Origin of the sequence: Alicyclobacillus suci, assembly GCF_017329615.1 — a bacterium.
GTDB classification, from domain to species: domain Bacteria; phylum Bacillota; class Bacilli; order Alicyclobacillales; family Alicyclobacillaceae; genus Alicyclobacillus; species Alicyclobacillus suci.
In genome coordinates this window covers 114,937-137,943 of the sequence record NZ_JAFMTW010000005.1, presented here as the reverse complement: position 1 = coordinate 137,943, position 23,007 = coordinate 114,937, and the positions used below count along the sequence as shown (strand labels likewise).

Here is a 23,007-nt window from a genome sequence, read left to right as displayed (position 1 = left end):
AAAACCGTCCTCTCGTTTATGCCTCCGAGGTTAGTTGTCGGGTTCGGATAACGAGCTACCCGTTGCAAACGCAATTCACCCCAGGTCAAACGACCAAAAATCCCCCGTACACCGATTTTTCGATGATTCGGCTCATGTGATTACGTTCAACGAGTTTACAGGACAACCACTCAATATTCACCCCTTAAAATCTTCCTGTAATGAAAGAAAATTTGTTTTCACATGCAGATTACGAGACAATATGAGCAATATCTGGGAGGGAACCATCACATGTCCAATCAACGATTATCAGGTATCCATGCACTCGTCACAGGATCTTCTAGCGGGTTAGGCTATGCGATGGCACGCGCATTGCTCAAGGAAGGTGCCACAGTTGCCATTTCTTCGCGAGGGGGAGAAAAGTTATCCAAAGTGGTTTCGCAACTGCGCGAAGAAGGGTTCGACGCGTATGAGTTGACTATGGATGTGCGCTCAACCGACAGCATCCGTGCAGCGGTTGCGTGGGTAAACGCCCAATGGGGCAAACTCGATGTACTCGTCAACAACGCAGGCATTGGCATGCGCACCGTCAATAAAAAATTCATGTTTGAGCCGCAGCCTTTTTACGAGGTATCCCCAGAAGGCTTTCGCAATCTCATCGAGACCAACCTCACTGGTTACTTTTTAGTCGCGCGCGCGTTTGCGCCCATGATGGTAGAGCAAGGCCACGGGCGAATTATCAACATCTCTATGAACCACGAAACGATGCGACGCAAAGGATTTGTTCCATACGGCCCGTCCCGCGCCGGGGCCGAATCATTGTCCTACATCATGGCAGAAGATCTCCGCGACACTGGGGTAAGCGTAAATATTTTGCTACCTGGCGGCGCCACACGCACTGGCATGCTGCCAGACGAATTCGCTGATGTCTTCGATTCGATGCCAGGCATCTTGTCCCCCGATATTATGGCCCGACCGATTGTCTACCTGTCATCCCCCGAGGCAGCAGGTGTGACGGGGGAACGGATAGTGGCAACAGAATTCGACGAATGGATGCAGAAGCGTAAGTCACTGACCTAATTTAAAAAATTGACCGCTTGCGAGAGAACACGTTCTCACAGGCGGTCCATTCACTCATAGGGGGTGTTGCTTCGCAATTAGACAGATAGCAACGCTCAACTGAAACTTTAACGCAGCAACGTCAAGTAGGCGTAAATATAGCATTAAGTTTTTGTAAGATTTGTTTTCTCGTATGTTATTGCCAAATACGCGATCGCGAAAAAATGTGGCGTCGCCACAAGAGTGTCACAAGAGGTGCCACCAACAGTGCCACATAGAGCATGAGTCCAAAGACCGTGCCGGTATGCTCATCAGCTCCAGCTAAGTACGTTACCCAGATGTCGTATAACATGTGCACACACATGACAAGGACAATTCTCCCCGTAATGATGGTCATGAGCGCTAACAGTGCCCCAAGCCCGCTAAATAGGAACAACGCGCGTAACCGGTGGGTCTCAAATTCAAGAATGTGACCTGCGCCAAAAGACAAAGAGCTCAAACCAAACGCGATGGTAAAGGCGACAGCGCGCACGGAGGCCCGATGCCACATCTGACGACTCAGCATGTGAAGCACAACGAGAACTGTCCCAATCATGCTCCATCTCCACATCTCTTCCGTCCCCGCCAAAACCCCTGTCAGGTAATCTAAAACCCCAGGTTGGTTGGGCACATTCGATTGCCCGAAGCGAATCAACACGCTGATAATGGCGCTAAACGCCTCCAAGATGGCAATGAAGAAAGCCGGAACCAAGATATACAAATAAAGTCTCCAGGCCATTCCGGCCACAAGTCCACGACGAGTGCGACCATGGCGGCGCAGCGGGTCACCTTTCCGAAACAAAGTGCGTCGAAAATGTGGCAACAATACCCCTAAAGAGCCAATGCTAAGCAAGATGTAGACATAACTGCACATAATCAAAACGGTTATGTCCGATCCGTTGTACAGATTTGCGAGCGTACCAAACACTGCAAAGAGCACCATATAGGCGATTTGCCATGGCCTCAATCCTAGACCAAATTTTTGCGGTATCTCGGTCCAGCGAGTCATCGTCAAACCGCCCCCTTGCGAATAAAAAGACTCCACAATTTTGTATCACAAAACAGCTTATTGGCAAATGGAAAGAAAAAGGGCGCCTGAGTGGCGCCCTTTTGATACCGAATTTTAGTGGCCGGACAAAAGACGGCGATGCTCGCGTTCAAATGAACGATTCGTGACGACTTGAAGGCCCGCTTCTCGGGCCCGCTGTGCAGCAAGATGATTCTGGGTCCCCGGCTCAAACCATATTGCCTTTGCACCGGCCGCAATAGCAGCCTCCGTAACGGCTGGCGCCTCCTGCGGATGTGCGACCACGTTGACAATATCCACCGGTTCCTCAATATCCGCTACAGAGGGCACCGTCACATGACCTAATACCATATCCCTGTCCGTATTCACAGGCAACACTTTATACCCCTGCGACTGTTGGTAAGCTGCCACGGAATATCCCCTCGTGGCCGGATTGGAAAGTACGCCAACAGAAGCGATTACGGCGGCATTTGCCATTAAATCACTTAATGCGTCGTCAGACAGCATGTCAGACATCCTCCCCTTCCAAGTTCATGCCCCACTGAACATGGATCACCAATAACCCATTGGGCCAGCACACCTTTACGACTCAGAGGGTCGAAAGGTATGGCAACAGGTCTTAGCAGAAGATGGCGCATCCTGCTTCCCTTCCAAGTCGACCATAATTTCATCCGCAATTTCGACATTAAAGTTCGCTTGCGCGTTCTCATCGACGGTTACCATGATGGCGGGCGCCGCGCAATCATTATTATCTCGCCAGAAGTAACAATTCGAAACACTACATTTGACATTCACATTCATGCCGGTTCCCTCCCCTAAATCGTCGCGAACAATGACAGTTCATCAGCGGCTCATACAATCCCCAATTGCTTACGCACATCTGGATTCATTCGATCCGGCGTCCAGGGCGGGTCAAACACGACATCGACCTTGACGTATTCGACACCCTTTACTGGCGCGACGGCGGCCTCAATGGCATCCAGAAAGCCTTCGTGGAGTGGACAGTCCGGCGTGGTCAATGTCATTTTGATGTTGACTTGTCCCTCCTTCGGTTCGGAGATGTCGTAAATCAAACCAAGGTCAACGACATTCACACGAATCTCTGGGTCGAGGACGTGCGTCAACCGCTCCTTCACCGCAGTCAAATCGACCATGTCCATTCCTCCTCGAAGGTCAAATGGCTCGCTGTTATTCTCTGCTCGACCGAACCGTCTATCCTGGTGCAAAGTTGTAAATCCAAAAACGTTATCCATGCCGAAAAAACCAAGAAAATCCTATTGCAACAATAAGGACAAAACTATTGGAACTAGCAGGTAGTTTTGACAAGATATTTGACTTTACAGGAGCTTTGATGTATGATGTAGTCAATACCCATTTGCATGTTATCAATATTGATAATGCTGAAGCCGTTCGAACTGGCCTCCAATGGGTCAGTATCAGAACGGCTTTATTCATGCAAATGAATTTTGGAAGTGCGTATGCACCATGGAGGAATTGGGATGCAAGAAGGTATTGTAAAATGGTTTAATTCGGAAAAAGGTTTCGGTTTCATTCAAGTTGAAGGTGCTGATGATGTTTTTGTACACTTCAGTGCTATCCAAGGCAACGGTTTCAAAACCCTCGACGAAGGCCAACGCGTAACCTTCGACATCGTTGAAGGACCAAAGGGCCCGCAGGCTGCAAACGTTGTCAAATACTAAGTGACGGATAAAGCCCATGTCCACATGGGCTTTTTTTGTGCCTATACGTACCTTTTCATCCCTTTGTGTTTACAATAAGGAACCGATACACTGAGTAAGGACATGAAACCTGGAAGGAGCAAGACAGATGATACCTCTGCTGATTGGCCTAGTGGCGAGTCTCATTGGAGTTGTTGAAAGCATTATTAAAATGGCAGAGCACTATGGGAACTATCCCGGCATCAATGCGCACACTATCGTGATGCTGGTAGTATCTATCGTGGGTGTCATCGCCTCACTGAGTGCACGACATATCCCAAAACTCAGCGGTGTAGTGATGATTATTTGCGCCATCTTAGGGTTCATTTTTGTGACGTACTCCTTCCTCCCTACGGGCGTTTTGCTGCTGCTCACCGGCATTATCGCGTTGTGCAGTTCCCCAGAAGCAGGCAAGCGACGTATGAACGCATAAGTAACGAAAAAGACGCCCCAACGAAGGGCGTCTTTTTCGTATCAAAAGTGCATTGAACACAGTGTATGAGTCGATTAAATCTCAGGTAGATCCCGTACGTCCTGCGTCATAGGTGACTGACAAACTGGACAACGCGGTTCCGTCTCAAATGTGAAATTCTGCCGCATCCAGACGTTACATGTGTCACTTGTGCAGGACCAGATAGGGGTTTCGACATTCGGCACCACTTCTTCATTCCGCTTGCCAAACATGGACTACATCTCCTTATCAATCCTAAGGTTGCAAACCGTAATTCCCTCGACGCACATCGTGTGAGCGATAAAGCAAGCGACCCTCCCGTGAGAAGGTCGCGTAAGAAATTCACAATGATTTACCATTTTCAGTATAGCACAATTGAGGGCACACCGAAACCTCTGCTCTGGCGATACCGTTGATTCATCACCACAGTCACCATACAACCATTCAAGACACAAAAAGTGCCTGCGCACAAGGGCAGCAGGCAAAGTGAGGGCTTGAAGTATCACTCGGAAATATTCACTTGTTCAAACAGCTTCCAAGTTCTCCACGTAACCAATTCTACAGAGAATGCCTCGAAATCACCTTGAAAACACAATTACTCTGTCTGTTCGCCTTGCTCAAGACGAAGGACTTTCGTATTTCCCAGATACACCACGCCGTCACTCGTTCCCGCAAAATATATGTCCCGAATCTGCTCTTGCGTGATTTCGTTCCCAAACAACCCCTGTTCGTCCTCCGGCGCGGCAAACGATGTTTCCACTTCAAATTGGTCTTTCGTCGGGCGTTCGGCCATCCTTCAATCCCCCATCTCTCATCCCCTGGTTCACTATGTTGAACCAAAGAATGGTTTGGAGGTATGGTTGCCGATTTACATTATCTCCATGCATATCCTAAGTGACTGCCCATTCCTTGTGCCCAAGGAGTTCCACCAGGTATCGGTATGAACCCATGATGCCGGCGGGAAGGCGTACTGAATGGCCCCGAATTTCCCTCAACCGTCGACGTCGCCAAAGTCGTCGTCGAAAATGATTCCCCATCGGATCCTAACTGCGACGGCGAAATGAGAACTTGTCCTTGTTGCGAGACGACGGCCATCGGCACAACATCATTCGTTTCTGCATTGATGGCCCCACCATCTACCGTTGCTGCACTAAATGCCACCGTTCCTGCATTGGCGAGCGGATACAACTCTCCGTTGGTTGTCGATGGATCTTCGCTAATCCACTCGGCAGAAGTACCAATTCCCTTTTCATACGACGCACTCAATGTGACGGGAATCGTCTTCGTTTGCGTCTGGCCCTCAGGAGACGTCACAGTGACCATCACATCCCACGTCGTGCCAGAAGCTTGTTTGACACTAGCATCAATGGTCGACCCCGCCTCAACCGTCATCACCGTCTTTGCCGCTGAAGGAAGTTTCTCCCAAAATACAGTGTTCACCACTTGTCCATTCTCGACTTGTTCAATCGTGCCGACTTGCAACAAATCATCAGAATTCACGCCGCCAAGTCCCACCCATTGAGCAGCGACGCCTTGATTGCTTGTAGTTTCCAATGTAGGTACGGTCCAAGAACCATGCACACTCGTAAAGGGTTTAGACGATGCCTGGGGTGTAGCCACATAACCAGCCCAGTTCTCCGACGCTTGCGTTCCTGTTGGTACATCTCCCGACACGGTATCCTGATAACTACCCTCACCATTAGGAACGCCAGAAGAGGTGGTAGACGAACGAGGTGAAGTACTGTAACCATTGCCGAAGGGCGCTCGATTACTACGCCGTGAATCTGTCCATGTCATTGGCGTAAATTGACTGTGCGCCAAGACAAATCCTGCACTCCCCTGCGAGGTATCGACAACTGTCCCATTTGTCCCGTTCCCAAGGTGATAAATCCCTGTTGTAACCAAACCTGCAGCAGATAGTGTCACCATCAGGGCAACCATTCGCGATTTATGATTCACGCCGATTCCTCCAGACCAAAACGCAATTCTTTCATAGCCAATATAGAATGTCATCCTTGAAGTCGTCTTGAAATCAGCTGGATCCTCCTGCATAAAGTAAAGAACCTATCCACAGTCTAATCCTAGTACGAAAGAATTTGAAGGGATGAACGCAAATCGCACAGAGAAGTGGCATACCAAACTGGCGAACGCTTATCAGGAAAGCGGCAAACCGTATATCAACAAATACCAATAAACATCAAAAACAGGCAACCCGTATGGGTTACCTGCGCGCAAATATCCGCGATTGCTGGTTCGCTTGTACTCTGTGCATAAATTATTGAAGTTCCATTTGCTTCGCACCCGGACTCAACTGGTAATTTTGCATGAATTGCTGCACGGCATTCATCGGCATTTCAGGTACCTGGTAATATCCCTGATGGTTCATATATGACCACACTTCATAGGCCAATTTGTGACACAAGTTTGCGCCATCTACGAGATACTCGCGAAACTTCGGATTCGCACACTCCAAACCGAGTGTCATCCAGCTAATGCAGCCAAATTTCTGCAGGTTTAATATCGTCGTGGCTATCGCCTTGTCGGTCACGGGGCTTGCATTCGTGGCTGGCGCTGTGACATTCCCCGGTTGTTGCCCGACTTGTGCCATTTGCGATAGACCTAGTTTAGGTTCACCAAATGTATCCATGTGATATTGCACCGCCATAGTCGGCACTTGCTCTTGGCCCTGAATCAATTGGACACCGAGATTGTAATGGTTGATACCGGTCTGCGCCTGTTTCTGCGCGATGCTTTTTAACCGCGTATCCACAGCAAGTTGGGCGAACATGTTGAGCATTTGAATATGTGCAGACTTTGTCATCAAAGCCTCATTCATGGCGAGCATTTCGTGTGCCGCATATTGTCCAGGCATCATCTATTCCTCCTCAAGTGCTCTTCCAGTGTGCTGGGTGTACTGTAAACCATCTTCTAGTCTTGAGACATTGGCGTAACATTATGCAATCTTTATCCCATTCACCGACGGCGATAATACACATTGCACTGCACCGAGTTGGACATGTTATGTGCCACATACCGTAACACCAGTACGAATTGTCACTTTCAGAAAAGATGGGTGATCAGATGCAAGCCGATAAAAAGCTCGATCTCGTCGCCTTAGCGTCGATTCCATTAATTATGACGCTGGGAAATTCAATGTTGATACCCGTATTGCCAGAAATGGAACGACAGTTACACGTCGGCTCGTTTCAGGTTAGTATGGTCATCACCGTGTATTCGGTTGTGGCGATTTTTCTCATTCCGGTTGCCGGTTATCTGTCTGACCAGTTTGGCCGTAAAAAAATCATTATTCCCAGTCTCATCATCACCGGTATCGGTGGCCTTATTGCCGGTGGGGCCGCGTGGTTTATGCAAAGTAGCTATTGGGTGATTTTAGCGGGGCGTTTTCTGCAGGGAATTGGTGCGGCGGGATCGTTTCCAATTGTATTGCCATTAGTGGGCGATATGTTCAAACGGGAAGACGATGTGAGCCAAGGGCTTGGCCTTATCGAAACAGCCAATACCTTTGGCAAAGTACTCAGCCCCATCCTCGGCGCAGCACTCGCCATGTGGATTTGGTACGTCCCATTTTTGTCCATTCCGGTATTTTGTGCGGTCTCCGTCATCCTCGTGGCGTGGCTGGTCAAAGTTCCGCAAAAAGCCAACGAGGAAAAAGTCGAGTTCCACACGTTCCTGGCGTCATTACGCAGCATCTTCGCGGACAAAGGGCGGTGGCTGGTTGCCATTTTCTCCATCGGCGGCATTTGTATGTTTGTCATTTTTGGCGCGATGTTTTACTTATCCTCCCAGTTGGAGGACGTTTTCCATATCGATGGCGTTATCAAAGGGCTGATTCTGGCCATTCCACTGCTATCCTTGTGTATCACTTCCTATTTTACTGGTAAGAAAATTCACGACAACAAGAAACGCATGAAATGGCTATCGTTTTCCGGTTGTGTAATTCAAACTGCTGCCATTACGGCCGGCGCGGCAGTGAACCATATTTATGTGCTGATTGGTGCGCTCGTCGTGGGTGGTGCGGGGATTGGATTGGTATTGCCGTGCCTGGATTCCCTGATTACCAGTGGCATTGACAAGCAGGAACGCGGCAGCGTGACGTCGCTTTACAGTAGCGTTCGCTACATCGGTGTAGCCGCCGGTCCGCCTGCCGTATCCCTATTGAGCAAGGTATCGCACCAAGCCGTGTTCTTCAGCATCAGTGGACTGTGTGCAATCTCAGCTGTCGTGTCGCTTCTGGCAATCAAGCCGGGCTCGGCAAACAAGACAAGTAACGGTGAGCATACCACGAACACCGCGGCCCATCGACAGATCCATGGCCAGGCACGTCGACCAGGGCCCATGTGATGCTAAAAACCTATTTAAACGTCTATGGCACGCAAGAATCTGCAAATCTCCTCATTCAAAGTCTCGGCCGCTCTGGTCGGGACTTGATGATGTGCGCCCGGAATCACAACCTGAGTAGCTTGTGGAAGGCAGTTCCTAAAGATTTCTCGATAGCGCAACAAACGTCTATCTTTTTCTCCAAACACCAACTGGATTGGCATTCGCATGGATGACAAATCATCGGAACATCGATAACGAATGGCTTCACCAAACAAGTCAGCCACATTGCGCACATGACACCGCATCCCAGAAAGATACATATTGCGTAGCGCGCGTCGACTATCGGCATTGGCTACTGCCAGCGCCAGCGCCAACGTCTGCATGCCAGCCGGTTGGGCAAATTTCAAAGCCATTGACAACTCCATGCGCAATCTGGCATCACTGACCTCAGAAAATGCGCTAATTGGAATAATGCCATAGGCGCGTTCAGGATAGCGCCGTGCAAACTCCAAGGCAATTTGCCCACCCATGGAATAGCCAGCCACAACCGCTCGATATAAGTTTAAGGAGTCCATCAGATGACAGATATCGTCGGCAACGATAGGATACGACAGCGGATTTTTTGACACGTCGCTCCCTGCATGACCACGCAATTCCATTAAAATCACCCGAAACTGTCGAGACAGGTCGATGGCTTGTTTATAAAACACGAAAGAACCGACCATCGGCGGCGGAACGAAGATGATGGGGGCCCCTTGTCCAAACGTGTGGTATTGGATACGAACATTATTCAACACGGTTATCGGCAAATCAAACGCCTCCGTTTCTCAAAGCAGACATCACCCGCATACCGTAGTACGTTCAGATTACCCAGTTCACTGCCAACTTACGTGCATACGCCGTCGATATCCATGGTCGATATCCATGGACGGTTTGAGGGGAGGTGAGGGTATGTGCGAATTATGCGGTGAACACCTCGGTGGTTTTCAATCAGGGTTCAGCGCGCAAAAAGTGCCTCGGGAAGAAGCGAAGTACCCGGATTATCTCATCTGTTCTCACGGTTGCAAAGAAGTCATTCAGTTAGTCAGTCACGTATCTGGGGAAGTGGAGTTTGAACTGTGTGCTATCGAGGCCCTTCGAATGGCGCAAGTTTTGCGAGCTGCCGTTCACGGTGACACCAAACCAAGCGACACACACGATTGAAGCATTATCACGCCTTCACGCGTCAGCCGTATTTTTGCAACCTCACACTGTTTCGACACATTTCGCAAGATAGCAACCGTATAATTGATCTAATCAATCATACAACCCTGCCACTTACTTTAACCATAACGCGCCGTAACCAACGTACTCTTGTGTGAGGTGACCATTGTGGAAGGATGCTTCTTTACCGACGCAGAACGCATGACCATCGATGAAGTGGTACAGCAAACAGGTGCTGACCGCTGGCGTGTGGAAATTGCGGCACTTCGCATGCGTTCGCACCCAGAACTGCGTGGGTTCGACTTATTGCAATGGATTCGCGAATCCCTCTCAGACACCATGGATGAAATTCATCAAGCATGAGATGAACTCGGAGAATAAGCCAACCACAAGACAGAGATGATAAGAGATGATAAGAGAAGCCAATCACGAATTGACGTTCAGGGGGAGGGAATTCCGAGTTGGCAATTTCTACACTGACCCTTGAGGGCGCCACATGTCCCATGTGCGCGAATGCGGTATCCAATGCATTGCACGCATTACAAGGAGTCCAACATCTAGATGTCGATCTCGCCGACCAAATTGCCACCATTACGTACGACGACGATGAAACGACGGACGCGTCTATCCGAGAAACGGTCGACCGTGCGAATTGTGCCACCCATTGACACCAAAACGTACACCGCAGGATTCCTGCGGTGTAGGTTCCAGTACTATTTTGCAAACACCAAGTGATCATACTGTTTCACACGAACGCGTGATTGAACCCAATTGGACGAAGACGTCTCACTGGGATTGTAAAACACCGTCGCGTGCGGAACATCTTCCGCACCATTCAGCACATCCTTGGCCGCCTGTATACTCGAAGCGTTTGGAGTCTTATAAATCGCACCGTTCGGCACGCACGAAAACTGATAAACGCCACCGACAGTCTCGAACACCACATCATGAACCGATGTCCCGTGTTTACCGCTGCGCAGTCGGTGTAAGACGACATCCCCGACGCCAATTTGCGCCATCCGGGATTCGCCGCCGGCTTCCGCGTTGATGACGCGCGCCATCCAATAGAGATTTTGCTTCGTCTCCACACGCGAACGTCCACCCGATGAAGTCGGATGATTACGCACCGACTTGTGCACTGTCCGGGTCTGTTTCCACTTCGCACGAACCGGTACCCGGTGTACTTGCTTCACCGTTGATGCGAATTTTGAAAGATGGACATCGTTCGGATCAGTCGCTCCATGCGCTGAGGCAACCATTAGACCCCAAACTGAAGCGGCCGTAGACGCACCGATTATCAAGCGCGACAATCGCATGTCATCCACAACCTCTCATGTTGTCCACATCGGCTAATCTTAACATGAGCGGCCAATCAACGAAATGTAAAACATCTGTCTACAAAGGCGTACACTACCAATCGTGCGTGGAAAGTTTAATCGCTGGCCACTGGTGCAAGTACATGTGATAGCGCCGATACGAACACAATCTTCTCGTCAGTCAGGCATTCTGTAATGAGATTGTCTGCGTGTACTGACGCTTCGAGTAAAAGCGCAACATCGATTTTTCCGCATTCCAATGAGCGTACCTGTTCCATGTTGGACAACTCGGGATGTTTCTTTTCGCAATGCATCGCTTGTTGTCGCTGCCGCAGTTATCGCGTCTGTTTTCTCCCCCATACAAAACGCAGTAGCTCCACCGCAAAATTGGCTAAACTGTACCCCTATTCCTAGGACACCATCCTAATTTTTCAATCCGATTTCGCAATCGACAAGCTTCGAGACGTTCAGTCAACGTCATGCCATCCGAATCGTCGAAATATATGGCAGCATGATAGTGCGCGCTCAAAGGCGTGTTTGCAGATCACAAAAGGAGCGACCTCCCGGGTTTCCGAGAAGCCGCTCCTGCCTACATTTCTATGGAGGCGCCAGCCGGATTCGAACCGGCGGTAAAGGTTTTGCAGACCTCTGCCTTACCACTTGGCTATGGCGCCACATTGCGAAATCCGGAAACCCGCGAAGCCCAGTTCTACTGGTATCCCACATGGAGCCACCCGTTTTCGCATCCTTGGAGCGGAAGACGGGATTCGAACCCGCGACCCTCGCCTTGGCAAGGCGATGCTCTACCCCTGAGCCACTTCCGCACAAAACGATGGTGGCTCGGGACGGAATCGAACCGCCGACACGAGGATTTTCAGTCCTCTGCTCTACCGACTGAGCTACCGAGCCAAACTTTGCGAAAGAAGAACGTACATTCCTCTGTGGAACCAAGTGTCAATCAACTCGCTGCACAGATGGTGGAGCCGATGGGATTCGAACCCACAACCCCTACGCTGCCAGCGTAGTGCTCTCCCATTGAGCTACGGCCCCATTTGTAACGAACGCATTTCATTCTACAACATCATTGCTAGGATGGCAAGACATAAAACTCAAAGGGTTTTTTGCATAAATTTGGATTATGTGACACAACCTAGTCTTGAACGCAACGACATGAGATGAGGAGGACGAATATGAAAAAGTGGGTGCTGGCGCTGTCGTTAGTGGGGTGCTTAACCTGCTCCACTGGTACAGTGTTCGCGGCGAGTGATTCGAGTGCCAAACCGACCCATACGACACTACACCCTGTCACGGCTGATGTCCAAGACGTCGATGGACCCGCTGTACACAATTGGGGAGACATTAAATCCAGTGTACAGGTGACGCGGGATACCCTTCGTGAAGCCTATCAGGCTAGTCACGATGCATACACGCAGAAGCTGCAAAAATACGCGAAGTGTACGCCAACACAAGCCAAGAAGGCAGTTATGGCAGAACACCCCGGGATGACGGTAGAGGAGTTACAATTACGCAACATTCGGACGAACCTGGTCTACATGTCCATCGTACGCGATGACGAAGATAAGTATCTCGTCATTGTCGATGCAGGGAACGGCAGCATCTTGGTCGACAGGCGAATTCCAACACATCACGAGCGGGTTTTCGCCAACGGCGACGAGTAAAAATATTTACGTCTGCCTTATAGACGATGCGATTTCAACACCTTGCGCTCACGACAAAGAGAAAGGGCAACAGCCAAGTGCTGCTGCCCTTTCTCTTTTGCCGCAGTGCTGACGTCAAAAGGCGCGAACCTTAACGTCGTTTACCTGAATTGGACCGACACCGCGTGGCACTTCTATCGATTCAAGGCGCGTCGCACCCAAGTGTTTCGTGATATAATCACATGCCACATTCGGATCAATTCTCTCTCCGCAGGTGTACACGTCAATACTCGCGTATCCATGCTCTGGAAAGCTGTGGATGGTGAGATGGGATTCCGAAATAATGACAACTCCGCTAACACCCTGAGGTGCAAACTTATGAAATGCCACTTCTCGAACCTCAGCACCCGCTTCCAGTGCTGCATTCACCATCGTACGTTCAATACCCTGTACATCATTTAACTTATCCGCATTGCAACCCCAAAGTTCAGCAATAACATGACGACCCATTGTATCCACAGCAAAAATCCCCCTTTGAGCCAATTCGCCATGCCATCCATGGCATGTGGAACCGTCCCTACACCACGGGGGAAAGTTAGTCCGCAGAGGTCCTAACCCTTTAAGTGTAGAGCCGAATTCCGTATTGATAAACGGAGCCAAGCAAAGATTACGAAGAGTAGTATAAGATCTGATGCGACAATTTGCAACAAGGAATTATTCGGAAACCGGTTTATATCGCTGAAAGTGGTGTAACCAGACACGCTATCAAGCTGATGGCCGTCAAACAGACCATAATAATACTTGCAGTGCGCCAAAGCCGGACGGATCGATTGACGTTTACGTATACTAGTGTGAGCAAGATTCCGGCCACCATTCCACCAAGATGCGCCAGCCAATCAATGTCTGGATGGGTAATGTCGAGTACGACGTTAATGGCTAAAATCATCAATAACTGGTTGCGCACGACAGTCGGGAGAATTCGTAAAAAAGCAAGGCCTAACATCGCCCCGAACAACCCAAATATGGCACCAGACGCACCGGCACTCACTGTCAGACCAGCACCTACAGCCAAGCTCAACACATTCCCAAACAGTCCGCTAACCAAATAAATCACGACAAAAGCGTTGGCGCCCAGCAGGCTTTCCACCGCCGTAAGTGTCCACAAGGACACCATATTGACCAACAGGTGCATCAAAGAAAGGTGCACGAAGATAGCGGTCAGCAATCGAAAGATTTGCCCATGCGTGACGAATACGCCAACCATCGCACCGGCCCGTGCATCCCCCTGAACGCTATGACCGAAAATTGTCTGAACGACCACGTACCAAATTACAGTGAGTGCAATGATTTTCCAAGATGCCGGCCACTGAGCTATGGCTCGACCGCCACCGAAGACTTGCAAACGGGTGCGTTTCATATCATCAAATCCTTTGCGAAGGCAATTAAGAAGAACGGGTAAACTGATGCGTCCGAAGAATATCTTCTTCGAGCACCGTATACCCCCGCTCGTAAGCTTCCAGCATCTTTTCCGGGGAAAAGTTTGGGAGTACACTCGAGCGAAATGCCTCCACATACTGTTCACGTTCCTCATCATGCTGCAACAATTGGTCAATCTGTTGGGCTAGGACCTCACTATCACCGACCGGTGTAAGCACCCCTGCCTGTCCATTTTGAAGAAGTGTGCGAAGCCCAGGAATGTCTGAGCCAATATTGGCTGCGCCATACGTTCCCGCTTCCAATACGCAAAACGGCGTACCCTCACTCTTGGATGGCAGTACGTGAATATCAATGGCGCTATAAAAGTCGGCTAGTCCCGTCATAAAACCAAGGAAGTGCACTCTATCCACAACGCCTAACTGTTCCGCCAAACTCTGCAATGACGCCCGCATCTCACCGTCGCCTGCGAGCAATAAGTGGGTATTCGGCGTCTTCACGCGAGCCATCGCTCGAATCAGTACATCCAAGTTCTTGACTGGGTCAAAACGGGCAGCCACACCAATGAACCGACTCTCACTATCGAGGCCTAAACGCTTCTGCCAAACCTCTACACACGCCTCATGTGTCTTTGATTGTGGCGGCAAATCCACCGCATTCGGCACATCAAGGACAGTGCTCGTCGGCAGCACGTCCGCGAGTGAAGCTTGCACAATGAACAAGCCCACAGCCTGCTTGAGGCTCCACATATGTAACTTCGGATACACGCGGGATTTCAAGGAACTACCTAAAAAATCATAGTATGGATGACTGTGAATCGTGGACGTCCACGGCATGCCATTCCAACGCGTGGCAAGTGCCGCGAGAATATTCATTCGAGGTCCATGCGCGTGCAACAGCGGCTTGCGCTCCGTTCGCAACAGCTTCTTCAATTGTGCGACAGCATGAAGCGCATTGCCCCCGATAACATGCAAGCGAACTCCTGTGGTAGCAACAGCATCCGCCAAAGAACCCTGTCCTAAGCTGACAAACCGATAGTGCGGCGACTTTTTAAAACGCACAACCGCTCGCGCGAGGGTAGATATATGTGCTGCAGCGCCACCTCGCTCATTTCCAGCGAAAAATACGAAAATTGTGCGCATGTTGTTCCCCCATGTATCGTCTCACGAGGGACGATGTCCCTGCTTTGTGTGCCGTTCAATGTAACGTTCCATCTCGTCGTCGTCAAACTGCAATGCATCGCGATACAAAAATAAATAATCAATGGACGTGCCGAGCTTAGCCGCAGTAAACGCCAGCATGTGATTCCGCCGGACGGTAGGCTCGGGCCAGACGTCTTCAAACCGTTCGCTGAGGCGACGATACTGTTGTTTGCTCATGCACGGAATCAGATGAACGAACGCCTCAGGAGGCAACTCCAAGATATCGTAGTTTCTTCCGTCGTATTCGATATTGACTCCTAAACGCATATACCCCATCCCTCAGTTCGTGAAGCCACGATGCATAGTTTTAGTATAGCGAAACCCGTATAGCCGCACAAATCGAGCCCCTTTTCAGCGCAATTGGATGCATGATTGCCTATCCATACGCTAAAATTGAGGTAGGCTGTCCGATAGCCGTTGGGTCAAGACACTTTAACATTATATGAGGAAGGACGATGATTGTTGAACACCCTTAAGACGTGGTCGCTCATGGCTGTGTTAACAGTCATTCTCGTGCTCATCGGGCACTTCATCGGCGGTACGCGAGGGATGCTCATCTTTTTGCTCATCTCCGTGGCGATGAACGCCATTGCCTACTGGACGAGCGGTACCATGGCCATCCGCATGACTGGGAGTTACCCCGTATCCGAGCGTGAGGTTCCTGAAGTGTACCAGGTCGTACGCCGACTCGCACGACGCGCCAACGTGCCGATGCCGGAAATTTATATCACGCCTTCGGACCAACCCAACGCTTTTGCAACAGGCCGCAACCCAGCACATGCCAAAATTGCAGTGACAGAAGGCATCCTTCGCGTCATGCCTACGCGGGAGTTAGAGGGCGTACTGGCGCACGAAATGGCGCATATTAAAAATCGCGATATCTTAATCAGCAGTATGGCAGCTGTTATGGCTGGCGCAATTACCAGTATCGCCAACATTCTGCAATGGACCATGTGGTTTGGCGGAAACGACCGCGACGACAATAACGGTAACTTCGCAGCTGAACTCGCCCTTATGATTTTAGGTCCCATCGCGGCAACCATGATTCAATTGGCGATTTCGCGTTCACGTGAGTACAAGGCAGATGCCACTGGTGCTCGGCTCGTCGGTAATCCCCATCCGTTGGCGGACGCACTTGAACGGTTAGAATCATTTAAACATCAACCATTTGGACAAATGAATCCAAACCCGTCTACGGCACATTTATTTATCATGAATCCATTGCGTGGTGAGTCATTCGTGCACTTGTTCAGCACCCATCCGCCAATGGAAGAACGTATTCGCCGACTGCGGGCAATGCGTCCCGGCAGGTAAGAACGGCGTTTTTTCACAAACAGGCATCTTCACTCATAACGCAGCGCGTCGATAGGGTTTAGGCGCGCTGCTTTATTTGCTGGATACAGCCCGCAGACCACCCCAATCACAGCAGAAAACAGAAAACTGAACACCACGACTGGCCATTGAACAAACGTCGGCACGTGTGTGATTGCGCTCACGGCGACACCCACTCCAGTCCCCAACAGAATTCCGACCAGACCGCCAATCGCTGTAATCATGACGGACTCCATCAGAAATTGCAAAAGTATGGCAGTGCGAGTCGCACCCAACGACATGCGAATCCCTATCTCCTGGGTCCTTTCCGTCACCGAAACCAACATGATATTCATCACGCCGACGCCGCCCACCAGCAGTGCGATTCCCGCAATGGCTCCGATAACCAAAGTAAGGATAGAGGTGACCCGATTAATCGTGCTTTCTACCGTCGTCAAAAAGCCTGTTGACGTCTCAAATGCATTCGCATCCCCGGCATTGACATTGAGTGCGGTCACAATGTGATTGGCAAGTTCATCCTGGTTGACGCCTGGTCGAGTTTGCACGTCCATCTCAGTAATGCCCCACGTTGGAAACAGGTTCTGACATGTCGTCGCAGGCATATATGCGTAATCTGATCCGAGAAACAGAGAAAATAGATTTACTTGTTGTGAAGCGGTGACGCCAATGACCTGAAACGGGGTTCCCCCAATGGTGACGATTCCACCAACCGGGTTCCCACTTCCAAATAACTTCCCCGCTAGCGTATTGGACAAGAGTACAACAGGCCGCGCGGCAACGACGTCGGACGCCTGAAACATATGACCTTTAATCACCTGAAATTGAGCCAGGGTGTTTAGATAGTCCGGTCCCGCATCGATACTGGCGTTAATGGTATGTGTACCGGCGGTGACATTGGTTTGACCCGTAATGGTATAGTCAACCCGCTCGACGCCCGAAAATTGTTGGGCGATGTCGAGATCGGCTTGACTGACGCTCAATACTTGTCCGGGTTGTGGGAGTCCTGGAACGACGAGTTCCTTCGGCAAAATTTGGATCGTATTTGTCGTTTGACCGTTCGACAGCGCATTGACAACCGCCCGCTTGCCACCGTTGCCGACGGCGACAATCGAGATAATTGAAGCCACGCCAATCAAAATACCAAGCATTGTCAAAAATGAACGCAATTTATTCGCCAGAAGGGATGCCATAGCCGACATAAACATCTCGCCGAAGTTCATTCCCGCACCTCCTCGCCCACAATGGACCCGTCAACAAGTACGATGGTTCGCTTAGCGTACGCAGCGACGGATGGGTCATGGGTAATGAGTACAATGGTCATACCCGACTGATGCAAATCCGAGAAAAGTGTCATGATTTCTGAACCTGTCGCCTGATCTAGTGCGCCTGTTGGCTCGTCGGCGAGCAACAGACGTGGCGAATTGGCGAGTGCACGGGCGATAGCCACACGCTGCTTTTGGCCGCCAGATAATGCCGTGGGCAGATGGCGGACTCTGTCTCCAAGTCCGACTTCATAGAGAAGCTCGGTGGCGCGCTGGCGTCTTTTTGTGCGCGGTACACCCGCGTACATCATCGGCAATTCGACATTGCGCAACGCCGTCATGCGCGGTAACAAGTGAAAGTTCTGAAAGACAAAACCGATATACTGACTTCGCAGCTCGGCGAGTTCCCGTTTACTTCGCTTTGCGACCTCCATGCCGTCTAATTCATACGACCCACCCGTAGGCAAATCCAAACACCCTAAAATGTGCATGAGCGTCGATTTCCCACTTCCCGAGGGACCCATAATAGAGACAAATTCTCCGTCTTCAATCGTCAGGTCAATCCCACGCAAAACCGATATCGTCTCTTCGCCTGCGCGGTACCGTTTGGTAATCCCACGAAGCACAATCAAGACGTCTTCACCGCCTGCCCATTTTGCAAATCGCTTGGAGGATTATTCAAAATTTGCTCTCCGGCGTGAAGCCCTGACGTCACCTCAACGGATGTATCGTTGGTAATCCCAAGCTGTACAGGCGTAAGAACTGCCTTACCACCACTCACTACATAAACTGCGTAGTTGCTACCCTGCTGTACAAGCGCACCATATGGCACCGTCGGAACCTGTTTGTGCGTCGCACTGGCGATTTTACAATTCACCTGATACCCCAAAGGCACCGTAAACGTCCCCGTCGGTTGCACATCAACCTCCACTTGACCCGTTCCATTCTGGTTCGTTGCCGCAAAAGGCGCCACCATGGACACGGTACCGTGAAACGTCTGATTGGGGTAAGCATTACTCGTAATGGATACCGACATCCCCTTCTTCACGTGTGTTGCATCCACCTCAGAAAGCTCCATCACGATTTGTTTCTGCGGCCCAACTACCTCCACAATCGGCGATTGATTCCCGCTCGCATCCACACCCTGCGGTGACGCTACGAGGACAATCCCAGCAAAGTTCGCGCGCACCTGTGTCTCGGCCAGTGCTGCTTTGGCGCTCGCCAACTGCTGTTGCGCCTGTGTCACAGCAGCTTCTGCGGCTTCTACTTGCGGTAGCCAGACCTGTTTTAAAAGGTCAGGGGCACTGCTATATCCAGCCTGCGCCTGGCTGTATTCCCTGTTCGCAGCAGTCAGAGCCGACTGCGCCGACGAGATGGCTTGTTGTTGCGCGGAATCGTCGGTCTGAAACAAAATCTGCCCCTTTTTGACGTGTTGACCGACGCTGACATCCATATGTAGGACTGGTGAAGTGAGCTGTGTTGGGTCAACCAACTGCCGCTCAGTCGGTTTCACTTCTCCAGCGGAAAAAATGGTGCGCCGCATCGTTTGCAAGCGAACCGTGGTGACCTGCAAAGCAGGTGTAACATGTCGACGGTGAACTAAAGTCAAAACCACTGCGGCCGCGACTGCGAGTACAAGGACGATGGCGACAACCGTCGTCACAACACGTCGATGCCGTCGTGCGGATTCCTGCATCTTCATCCCCCTTGCTTGTCATGCGTTACTTAACAACAACATACCACAAGGGAGGGGAGTCACGATGTCAGTGATTTCCATATGACGCACGCGCATACGGGGGATACTCGGACTGGCGTGGCGGTGGTAACGGCTCTTCAAGTGCCGCGAAAAGACGGGCGGCAGACCTGGTAGAAATGTACGAGCTACCATAGGAAGAACGACGTTCGAATTGTTCCAGCGTCTGCTGCATCTCATGCAACAATTTTTGCATGTGTTGAATCTGTATCGTGAGCCGTTGTACGTCATTCACGAAACCTACCCCCTCAAAAGCACTAGACGCTACTTTTCACAGGATATCCACGAAATTGACCTTCATACAAAACGATGAACGGTCAGGTCTACGTCGGACTAGCCCACCATACATATAGCATAACGAATTGTCCCGACACGAAAATGAGGGGTTCTGAAGATGAATAGTAAAACGACTTGCCGTATCATCGGCTGGATGTTTCTACTCTTAGGGGTTGCTGGACTGACCATGGGCCATCTCGGATCATACCTACAATTCACACAAATCGAGTCCATCATCAGTGTATCACTGGGTGCGTTGGCGATTCTTGCTGCGCGACGACGCCGTCGAGTGGCAGCCCTCGCCCTGCTCTTTCTAGGAGCCGCTTGCGTCGTTTGGGATTTGACAAACATCTGGTCAGGACAGCCGCTGCTTGGCACCATGGAGCCGCTCGACGGCGTACTTCACACGCTTGCGGCCATCTGGGCAGTCGGCACTTGTACATATGACGTGTTGACCTGGCGCAGACAAATTTCTACCATGTGATTTCGCTGCATTCGACGGACATACTACCCTCGAACATCATTCATGGGAGGGGTATGCCGAATGAAAGTGGAACAAATTATGACCACCAACGTTCAATGCTGCTGCGGTACGGACTCCATCCAAAAAGCGGCACAAGCCATGAAGACCTACAACTGTGGTTCAGTGCCCGTTTGCGACAACAAAAAAGTCATTGGCGTCATCACTGACCGGGATATCGTGTTAAAGGCAGTGGCCCGCGGTAAGGCAGATGTCCGCGTCGAGGACTGCATGTCCAATAAGGTTGTCACTTGTACACCCGATACCGACGCGCATGAGGCAGCCGACCTGATGGCACGTCATCAGATTCGCCGCTTGCCTGTTGTCAACGCATCGGGTGAACTTTGCGGTATTCTGGCAATTGGTGACCTTGCAACTGTCGATATCCATATCAACGAAGCTGGGGATGCATTGAGCAAAATTTCTACACGCACAGAGCAGCAGTCAAACATCGTTCATTAAATGGCATAAAAATGGCGATCCCGATGAACGGGATCGCCATTTTTATGCTGACTGTCATACGGATGACTATAACTGTGCCGAGTGAACATCCGCTTTATCCGGTGGACCCTTAACCGTTGAGCTTTCTTCGCGCTGAATCAAGAGTTCGATATGGGCTTCGAACGTATGCGCAACCAATTGCACAAGCTTGTTTACAAACGTGAGCCCATAAGCCAGTACACCCTGTGAAGCTGCAATCAAAATGGGCCAAATCCAGTCCTGCATGGAGGTCCCTTCCTTTCTTCCTGAGTTATTTGTAGAAATGCCGCAGAAAGAGGAAAATGGGGACACGGACACAGCACACAAAAACAGCCCCATGTATCGTGAAGCTTCCCGACGGTTCACGATACATGGGGCAAAAAGCTTATGACCGCGAAGATTGCTCAGCCAAGTGCTCTTGAGCGAATGCGACCAATTTCCGTGTAATGCTGCCACCAATCGACCCGTTTTCAAAGGAACTTACAAAGCCCCAATAACCATCGGATGGCGGCGTAATTCCCAGTTCAGTCGCTACTTCATACTTCATATCTTGCAGAGCACGTGTTGCCTGTTGCAGCAAAAGACGATTGTTATTGGCCATTCGACACCCCTCCCGTGTCTTAGGCTCTCCCCGGCACTGCGACCTACGCTAGTACATATTAGTACGTAGGACAATGCATGGAACACGCACACATGGATGAACAGGAGGGCATCGTTGAGACGCAAAAAACCGGTGCCAGCAACGTGAACGTCGCATGGCGCCGGTTGGTTGTTTGTACGCTTACATCGCAGTGATTAACGTTGGTCGACTGGAACGTACGTTTGATTCACCTTGCCTACATATTCAGCACGAGGGCGAATCAAGCGGTTGTTCCGATATTGCTCCAACACATGCGCCGACCAACCGGAAATTCGGCTGATGGCAAAAATCGGCGTATACAGGTGCGTAGGAATTCCCATCGCATAGTACATGGAAGCCGAATAGAAGTCGACGTTGGCATTGAGGCCCTTCATCTCTTTCACGTAAGCTTCAATCGTTTGCGACATGTTGAACCATTTCGTCTGACCGGCGAGCTCACCAGCCTCTTTGCTCAACTTGCGCAAATGCGTCGCACGCGGGTCTTCCGTACGGTATACGCGATGGCCGAAGCCCATGATTTTACGCTTGTTGTCAAGCGCTGTCTTAATCCATTCTTGTGCCTTGGACTCTTCGTTAATCTCCAAGAGCATCTTCATGACTTGTTCATTTGCACCGCCGTGCAGAGGTCCCTTCAACGTCCCCACTGCTGACGTGATTGCAGAATACATATCAGACAATGTACCCGCTGTCACACGAGCCGAAAATGTGGAAGCGTTCAACTCGTGGTCCGCATGTAAGATGAGGGCGGTGTTGAAGGCGCGTTCCACGAACTCAGATGGCTTTTCTCCACGCAGTTGATAGAAGAAGCTTGCCGCTGCACTCAATGACGGGTCAGGTTGAATGGGCTCCAATCCTTGGCGGATGCGTTCGAACGAGGTGACAATGGTGGGGATTTGTGCGACCAGCCGGGTAGCTTTTCGAATATTCGCCTCAATCGATTCGTCTCCGTTGTCTGGGTCGTACAAACCGAGGTATGAAACAGCCGTTCGCAAGACTTCCATCGCATTTGCGTCTTTCGGAACGCCACGAAGGAAGTTCAAGACAGCTTCCGGAAGTTCGCGCTGTGTCGCAATTTGCTTCGTAAATGTTTCGAGTTCGGCTTTTGACGGTAGTTTGCCATGCCACAACAGATAGACTACTTCTTCAAAGGAAGCGCCTCCACCGACGAGATCATGAATATCATAACCTTGGTAAATGAGGCGGCCCTCTTTACCATCAACAAAACAAATTTCGGACGTGTTGGCAACAACGTCTTCTAACCCGGCTTTAAACGTCGTATCAGTCGCCATAAAATAGCCTCCTCATCCCTATAAACCT

General features: G+C 50.4%; 32 protein-coding genes, 4 tRNA genes and 1 riboswitch. Of the genes, 11 read left to right on the top strand and 25 right to left on the bottom strand.

Annotation, left to right across the window (positions count from 1 at the left end):
* Positions 1-4 precede the first annotated feature (4 nt).
* Positions 5-143, bottom strand: a riboswitch (cyclic di-AMP (ydaO/yuaA leader).
* Positions 144-270: 127 nt separating this feature from the next.
* Positions 271-1,059, top strand: a complete 789-nt coding sequence (locus tag J3482_RS04585) for an SDR family NAD(P)-dependent oxidoreductase (protein ID WP_146821135.1) — start codon at positions 271-273, stop codon at positions 1,057-1,059.
* Between the two features lie 175 nt (positions 1,060-1,234).
* Here J3482_RS04585 and J3482_RS04580 read toward each other — a convergent pair whose 3' ends face one another.
* The 4 genes from J3482_RS04580 to J3482_RS04565 form a co-directional block, all read right to left on the bottom strand.
* A complete protein-coding gene (locus J3482_RS04580) occupies positions 1,235-2,086 on the bottom strand; it encodes a hypothetical protein (RefSeq protein ID WP_146821137.1) in 852 nt (283 codons plus the stop codon).
* A 114-nt stretch (positions 2,087-2,200) separates the two neighbouring features.
* A complete protein-coding gene (locus J3482_RS04575; protein ID WP_188332076.1) occupies positions 2,201-2,611 on the bottom strand; it encodes a CoA-binding protein in 411 nt (136 codons plus the stop codon).
* Between the two features lie 75 nt (positions 2,612-2,686).
* Positions 2,687-2,905: a DUF1540 domain-containing protein gene (locus tag J3482_RS04570; RefSeq protein WP_146821141.1), complete on the bottom strand. Its 219-nt coding sequence runs from the start codon at positions 2,903-2,905 to the stop codon at positions 2,687-2,689.
* Between the two features lie 50 nt (positions 2,906-2,955).
* Positions 2,956-3,258: a metal-sulfur cluster assembly factor gene (locus J3482_RS04565; protein ID WP_223203956.1), complete on the bottom strand. Its 303-nt coding sequence runs from the start codon at positions 3,256-3,258 to the stop codon at positions 2,956-2,958.
* Between the two features lie 345 nt (positions 3,259-3,603).
* Between J3482_RS04565 and J3482_RS04560 the strand changes: the two genes are divergently transcribed.
* Positions 3,604-3,804, top strand: coding sequence for a cold-shock protein (locus J3482_RS04560; RefSeq protein WP_021296311.1), 201 nt, complete (start codon positions 3,604-3,606; stop codon positions 3,802-3,804).
* A gap of 127 nt (positions 3,805-3,931) precedes the next feature.
* Positions 3,932-4,255: a hypothetical protein gene (locus tag J3482_RS04555; protein ID WP_146821143.1), complete on the top strand. Its 324-nt coding sequence runs from the start codon at positions 3,932-3,934 to the stop codon at positions 4,253-4,255.
* A 74-nt stretch (positions 4,256-4,329) separates the two neighbouring features.
* Here the strand turns inward: J3482_RS04555 and J3482_RS04550 are convergent, their stop codons facing one another.
* From J3482_RS04550 to J3482_RS04535, 4 genes are all read right to left on the bottom strand, one after another.
* Positions 4,330-4,506 carry a cold-shock protein gene (locus tag J3482_RS04550; RefSeq protein ID WP_169513704.1) on the bottom strand — a complete coding sequence of 59 codons (177 nt, stop codon included), beginning with the start codon at positions 4,504-4,506 and terminating at the stop codon, positions 4,330-4,332.
* Between the two features lie 362 nt (positions 4,507-4,868).
* On the bottom strand, positions 4,869-5,066 hold the full coding sequence (locus J3482_RS04545; protein ID WP_206922111.1) for a hypothetical protein: 198 nt from the start codon (positions 5,064-5,066) through the stop codon (positions 4,869-4,871).
* Between the two features lie 80 nt (positions 5,067-5,146).
* A complete protein-coding gene (locus J3482_RS04540) occupies positions 5,147-6,232 on the bottom strand; it encodes a G1 family glutamic endopeptidase (protein WP_188332077.1) in 1,086 nt (361 codons plus the stop codon).
* A 316-nt stretch (positions 6,233-6,548) separates the two neighbouring features.
* Entirely contained in the window at positions 6,549-7,145 is a 597-nt protein-coding gene (locus J3482_RS04535) for a spore coat protein (protein WP_206922110.1), read from the bottom strand.
* A gap of 209 nt (positions 7,146-7,354) precedes the next feature.
* On the opposite strand from J3482_RS04535, the gene bcbE reads away from it, so the two are divergent.
* Positions 7,355-8,635: a bacillibactin exporter BcbE gene (bcbE, locus tag J3482_RS04530; protein ID WP_146821151.1), complete on the top strand. Its 1,281-nt coding sequence runs from the start codon at positions 7,355-7,357 to the stop codon at positions 8,633-8,635.
* Positions 8,636-8,649: 14 nt separating this feature from the next.
* Here the strand turns inward: bcbE and J3482_RS04525 are convergent, their stop codons facing one another.
* Positions 8,650-9,423 (bottom strand): alpha/beta fold hydrolase, encoded by a 774-nt coding sequence (locus J3482_RS04525; RefSeq protein WP_206922109.1) that lies wholly within the window; start codon positions 9,421-9,423, stop codon positions 8,650-8,652.
* A gap of 142 nt (positions 9,424-9,565) precedes the next feature.
* On the opposite strand from J3482_RS04525, the gene J3482_RS04520 reads away from it, so the two are divergent.
* The 3 genes from J3482_RS04520 (at position 9,566) to J3482_RS04510 (ending at position 10,485) form a co-directional block, all read left to right on the top strand.
* Positions 9,566-9,817: a hypothetical protein gene (locus tag J3482_RS04520; protein ID WP_146821155.1), complete on the top strand. Its 252-nt coding sequence runs from the start codon at positions 9,566-9,568 to the stop codon at positions 9,815-9,817.
* 168 nt (positions 9,818-9,985) lie between these two features.
* Entirely contained in the window at positions 9,986-10,180 is a 195-nt protein-coding gene (locus J3482_RS04515) for a hypothetical protein (protein ID WP_206922108.1), read from the top strand.
* Positions 10,181-10,278: 98 nt separating this feature from the next.
* On the top strand, positions 10,279-10,485 hold the full coding sequence (locus tag J3482_RS04510) for a heavy-metal-associated domain-containing protein (protein ID WP_146821159.1): 207 nt from the start codon (positions 10,279-10,281) through the stop codon (positions 10,483-10,485).
* Positions 10,486-10,530: 45 nt separating this feature from the next.
* Here the strand turns inward: J3482_RS04510 and J3482_RS04505 are convergent, their stop codons facing one another.
* The 5 genes from J3482_RS04505 to J3482_RS04485 all read right to left on the bottom strand — a co-directional run bounded on the left by J3482_RS04505 (position 10,531) and on the right by J3482_RS04485 (position 12,183).
* Positions 10,531-11,127, bottom strand: coding sequence for a cell wall hydrolase (locus tag J3482_RS04505; protein ID WP_188332079.1), 597 nt, complete (start codon positions 11,125-11,127; stop codon positions 10,531-10,533).
* A gap of 606 nt (positions 11,128-11,733) precedes the next feature.
* Positions 11,734-11,807 (bottom strand) — tRNA-Cys (locus J3482_RS04500).
* Between the two features lie 75 nt (positions 11,808-11,882).
* Positions 11,883-11,957, bottom strand: a tRNA-Gly gene (locus J3482_RS04495).
* Positions 11,958-11,966: 9 nt separating this feature from the next.
* Positions 11,967-12,042: transfer RNA gene (locus J3482_RS04490), tRNA-Phe, on the bottom strand.
* Between the two features lie 66 nt (positions 12,043-12,108).
* Positions 12,109-12,183: transfer RNA gene (locus J3482_RS04485), tRNA-Ala, on the bottom strand.
* 140 nt (positions 12,184-12,323) lie between these two features.
* On the opposite strand from J3482_RS04485, the gene J3482_RS04480 reads away from it, so the two are divergent.
* Positions 12,324-12,812, top strand: a complete 489-nt coding sequence (locus J3482_RS04480) for a PepSY domain-containing protein (RefSeq protein ID WP_223203957.1) — start codon at positions 12,324-12,326, stop codon at positions 12,810-12,812.
* Positions 12,813-12,926: 114 nt separating this feature from the next.
* Here the strand turns inward: J3482_RS04480 and speD are convergent, their stop codons facing one another.
* The 4 genes from speD to J3482_RS04460 form a co-directional block, all read right to left on the bottom strand.
* Entirely contained in the window at positions 12,927-13,310 is a 384-nt protein-coding gene (gene speD / locus J3482_RS04475; protein ID WP_021296972.1) for an adenosylmethionine decarboxylase, read from the bottom strand.
* Positions 13,311-13,521: 211 nt separating this feature from the next.
* Entirely contained in the window at positions 13,522-14,208 is a 687-nt protein-coding gene (locus J3482_RS04470; protein WP_188332080.1) for a rhomboid family intramembrane serine protease, read from the bottom strand.
* A 25-nt stretch (positions 14,209-14,233) separates the two neighbouring features.
* Positions 14,234-15,367 (bottom strand): glycosyltransferase, encoded by a 1,134-nt coding sequence (locus J3482_RS04465; protein ID WP_146821165.1) that lies wholly within the window; start codon positions 15,365-15,367, stop codon positions 14,234-14,236.
* A gap of 21 nt (positions 15,368-15,388) precedes the next feature.
* Positions 15,389-15,694, bottom strand: a complete 306-nt coding sequence (locus tag J3482_RS04460; RefSeq protein ID WP_146821167.1) for a hypothetical protein — start codon at positions 15,692-15,694, stop codon at positions 15,389-15,391.
* 192 nt (positions 15,695-15,886) lie between these two features.
* Here J3482_RS04460 and htpX point away from each other — a divergent pair, with 192 nt between their 5' ends.
* Complete coding sequence (htpX, locus tag J3482_RS04455; RefSeq protein WP_223203958.1) at positions 15,887-16,741, top strand: zinc metalloprotease HtpX; 855 nt, start codon at positions 15,887-15,889, stop codon at positions 16,739-16,741.
* Positions 16,742-16,770: 29 nt separating this feature from the next.
* Here the strand turns inward: htpX and J3482_RS04450 are convergent, their stop codons facing one another.
* From J3482_RS04450 to J3482_RS04435, 4 genes are all read right to left on the bottom strand, one after another.
* Positions 16,771-17,979 (bottom strand): ABC transporter permease, encoded by a 1,209-nt coding sequence (locus tag J3482_RS04450; protein ID WP_206922107.1) that lies wholly within the window; start codon positions 17,977-17,979, stop codon positions 16,771-16,773.
* Positions 17,976-18,653 carry an ABC transporter ATP-binding protein gene (locus J3482_RS04445; protein WP_146821172.1) on the bottom strand — a complete coding sequence of 226 codons (678 nt, stop codon included), beginning with the start codon at positions 18,651-18,653 and terminating at the stop codon, positions 17,976-17,978. The genes J3482_RS04450 and J3482_RS04445 overlap by 4 nt, the downstream gene beginning before the upstream one ends.
* Positions 18,650-19,717 carry an efflux RND transporter periplasmic adaptor subunit gene (locus J3482_RS04440; protein ID WP_146821174.1) on the bottom strand — a complete coding sequence of 356 codons (1,068 nt, stop codon included), beginning with the start codon at positions 19,715-19,717 and terminating at the stop codon, positions 18,650-18,652. The genes J3482_RS04445 and J3482_RS04440 overlap by 4 nt, the downstream gene beginning before the upstream one ends.
* 67 nt (positions 19,718-19,784) lie before the next feature.
* Entirely contained in the window at positions 19,785-20,009 is a 225-nt protein-coding gene (locus tag J3482_RS04435; protein WP_206917511.1) for a hypothetical protein, read from the bottom strand.
* 159 nt (positions 20,010-20,168) lie between these two features.
* Between J3482_RS04435 and J3482_RS04430 the strand changes: the two genes are divergently transcribed.
* Positions 20,169-20,534: a hypothetical protein gene (locus J3482_RS04430; protein ID WP_146821178.1), complete on the top strand. Its 366-nt coding sequence runs from the start codon at positions 20,169-20,171 to the stop codon at positions 20,532-20,534.
* 60 nt (positions 20,535-20,594) lie between these two features.
* The gene (locus tag J3482_RS04425; protein WP_146821179.1) at positions 20,595-21,032 is read left to right on the top strand and encodes a CBS domain-containing protein; all 438 of its coding nucleotides are present in this window, start codon (positions 20,595-20,597) and stop codon (positions 21,030-21,032) included.
* 66 nt (positions 21,033-21,098) lie between these two features.
* Here the strand turns inward: J3482_RS04425 and J3482_RS04420 are convergent, their stop codons facing one another.
* The 3 genes from J3482_RS04420 to J3482_RS04410 form a co-directional block, all read right to left on the bottom strand.
* A complete protein-coding gene (locus tag J3482_RS04420; protein ID WP_146821181.1) occupies positions 21,099-21,296 on the bottom strand; it encodes a hypothetical protein in 198 nt (65 codons plus the stop codon).
* 139 nt (positions 21,297-21,435) lie between these two features.
* Positions 21,436-21,651, bottom strand: a complete 216-nt coding sequence (locus J3482_RS04415; RefSeq protein ID WP_146821183.1) for an alpha/beta-type small acid-soluble spore protein — start codon at positions 21,649-21,651, stop codon at positions 21,436-21,438.
* 194 nt (positions 21,652-21,845) lie between these two features.
* A complete protein-coding gene (locus tag J3482_RS04410; protein WP_206922106.1) occupies positions 21,846-22,979 on the bottom strand; it encodes a citrate synthase in 1,134 nt (377 codons plus the stop codon).
* Positions 22,980-23,007 lie beyond the last annotated feature (28 nt).

What these genes read in the sequence shown, in the direction of transcription:
- J3482_RS04415 (WP_146821183.1), bottom strand. Translation starts at nt 21,651, where the DNA reads ATGGCCAATAACAATCGTCTTTTGCTGCAACAGGCAACACGTGCTCTG.
- J3482_RS04440 (WP_146821174.1), bottom strand. Translation starts at nt 19,717, where the DNA reads ATGCAGGAATCCGCACGACGGCATCGACGTGTTGTGACGACGGTTGTC.
- J3482_RS04430 (WP_146821178.1), top strand. Translation starts at nt 20,169, where the DNA reads ATGAATAGTAAAACGACTTGCCGTATCATCGGCTGGATGTTTCTACTC.
- J3482_RS04585 (WP_146821135.1), top strand. Translation starts at nt 271, where the DNA reads ATGTCCAATCAACGATTATCAGGTATCCATGCACTCGTCACAGGATCT.
- J3482_RS04580 (WP_146821137.1), bottom strand. Translation starts at nt 2,086, where the DNA reads ATGACTCGCTGGACCGAGATACCGCAAAAATTTGGTCTAGGATTGAGG.
- J3482_RS04450 (WP_206922107.1), bottom strand. Translation starts at nt 17,979, where the DNA reads ATGAACTTCGGCGAGATGTTTATGTCGGCTATGGCATCCCTTCTGGCG.
- J3482_RS04570 (WP_146821141.1), bottom strand. Translation starts at nt 2,905, where the DNA reads ATGAATGTGAATGTCAAATGTAGTGTTTCGAATTGTTACTTCTGGCGA.
- J3482_RS04465 (WP_146821165.1), bottom strand. Translation starts at nt 15,367, where the DNA reads ATGCGCACAATTTTCGTATTTTTCGCTGGAAATGAGCGAGGTGGCGCT.
- J3482_RS04575 (WP_188332076.1), bottom strand. Translation starts at nt 2,611, where the DNA reads ATGCTGTCTGACGACGCATTAAGTGATTTAATGGCAAATGCCGCCGTA.
- J3482_RS04565 (WP_223203956.1), bottom strand. Translation starts at nt 3,258, where the DNA reads ATGGTCGATTTGACTGCGGTGAAGGAGCGGTTGACGCACGTCCTCGAC.
- J3482_RS04480 (WP_223203957.1), top strand. Translation starts at nt 12,324, where the DNA reads ATGAAAAAGTGGGTGCTGGCGCTGTCGTTAGTGGGGTGCTTAACCTGC.
- J3482_RS04555 (WP_146821143.1), top strand. Translation starts at nt 3,932, where the DNA reads ATGATACCTCTGCTGATTGGCCTAGTGGCGAGTCTCATTGGAGTTGTT.
- J3482_RS04535 (WP_206922110.1), bottom strand. Translation starts at nt 7,145, where the DNA reads ATGCCTGGACAATATGCGGCACACGAAATGCTCGCCATGAATGAGGCT.
- J3482_RS04545 (WP_206922111.1), bottom strand. Translation starts at nt 5,066, where the DNA reads ATGGCCGAACGCCCGACGAAAGACCAATTTGAAGTGGAAACATCGTTT.
- J3482_RS04550 (WP_169513704.1), bottom strand. Translation starts at nt 4,506, where the DNA reads ATGTTTGGCAAGCGGAATGAAGAAGTGGTGCCGAATGTCGAAACCCCT.
- J3482_RS04560 (WP_021296311.1), top strand. Translation starts at nt 3,604, where the DNA reads ATGCAAGAAGGTATTGTAAAATGGTTTAATTCGGAAAAAGGTTTCGGT.
- J3482_RS04520 (WP_146821155.1), top strand. Translation starts at nt 9,566, where the DNA reads ATGTGCGAATTATGCGGTGAACACCTCGGTGGTTTTCAATCAGGGTTC.
- J3482_RS04470 (WP_188332080.1), bottom strand. Translation starts at nt 14,208, where the DNA reads ATGAAACGCACCCGTTTGCAAGTCTTCGGTGGCGGTCGAGCCATAGCT.
- J3482_RS04460 (WP_146821167.1), bottom strand. Translation starts at nt 15,694, where the DNA reads ATGCGTTTAGGAGTCAATATCGAATACGACGGAAGAAACTACGATATC.
- J3482_RS04425 (WP_146821179.1), top strand. Translation starts at nt 20,595, where the DNA reads ATGAAAGTGGAACAAATTATGACCACCAACGTTCAATGCTGCTGCGGT.
- bcbE (WP_146821151.1), top strand. Translation starts at nt 7,355, where the DNA reads ATGCAAGCCGATAAAAAGCTCGATCTCGTCGCCTTAGCGTCGATTCCA.
- J3482_RS04410 (WP_206922106.1), bottom strand. Translation starts at nt 22,979, where the DNA reads ATGGCGACTGATACGACGTTTAAAGCCGGGTTAGAAGACGTTGTTGCC.
- J3482_RS04420 (WP_146821181.1), bottom strand. Translation starts at nt 21,296, where the DNA reads ATGCAGGACTGGATTTGGCCCATTTTGATTGCAGCTTCACAGGGTGTA.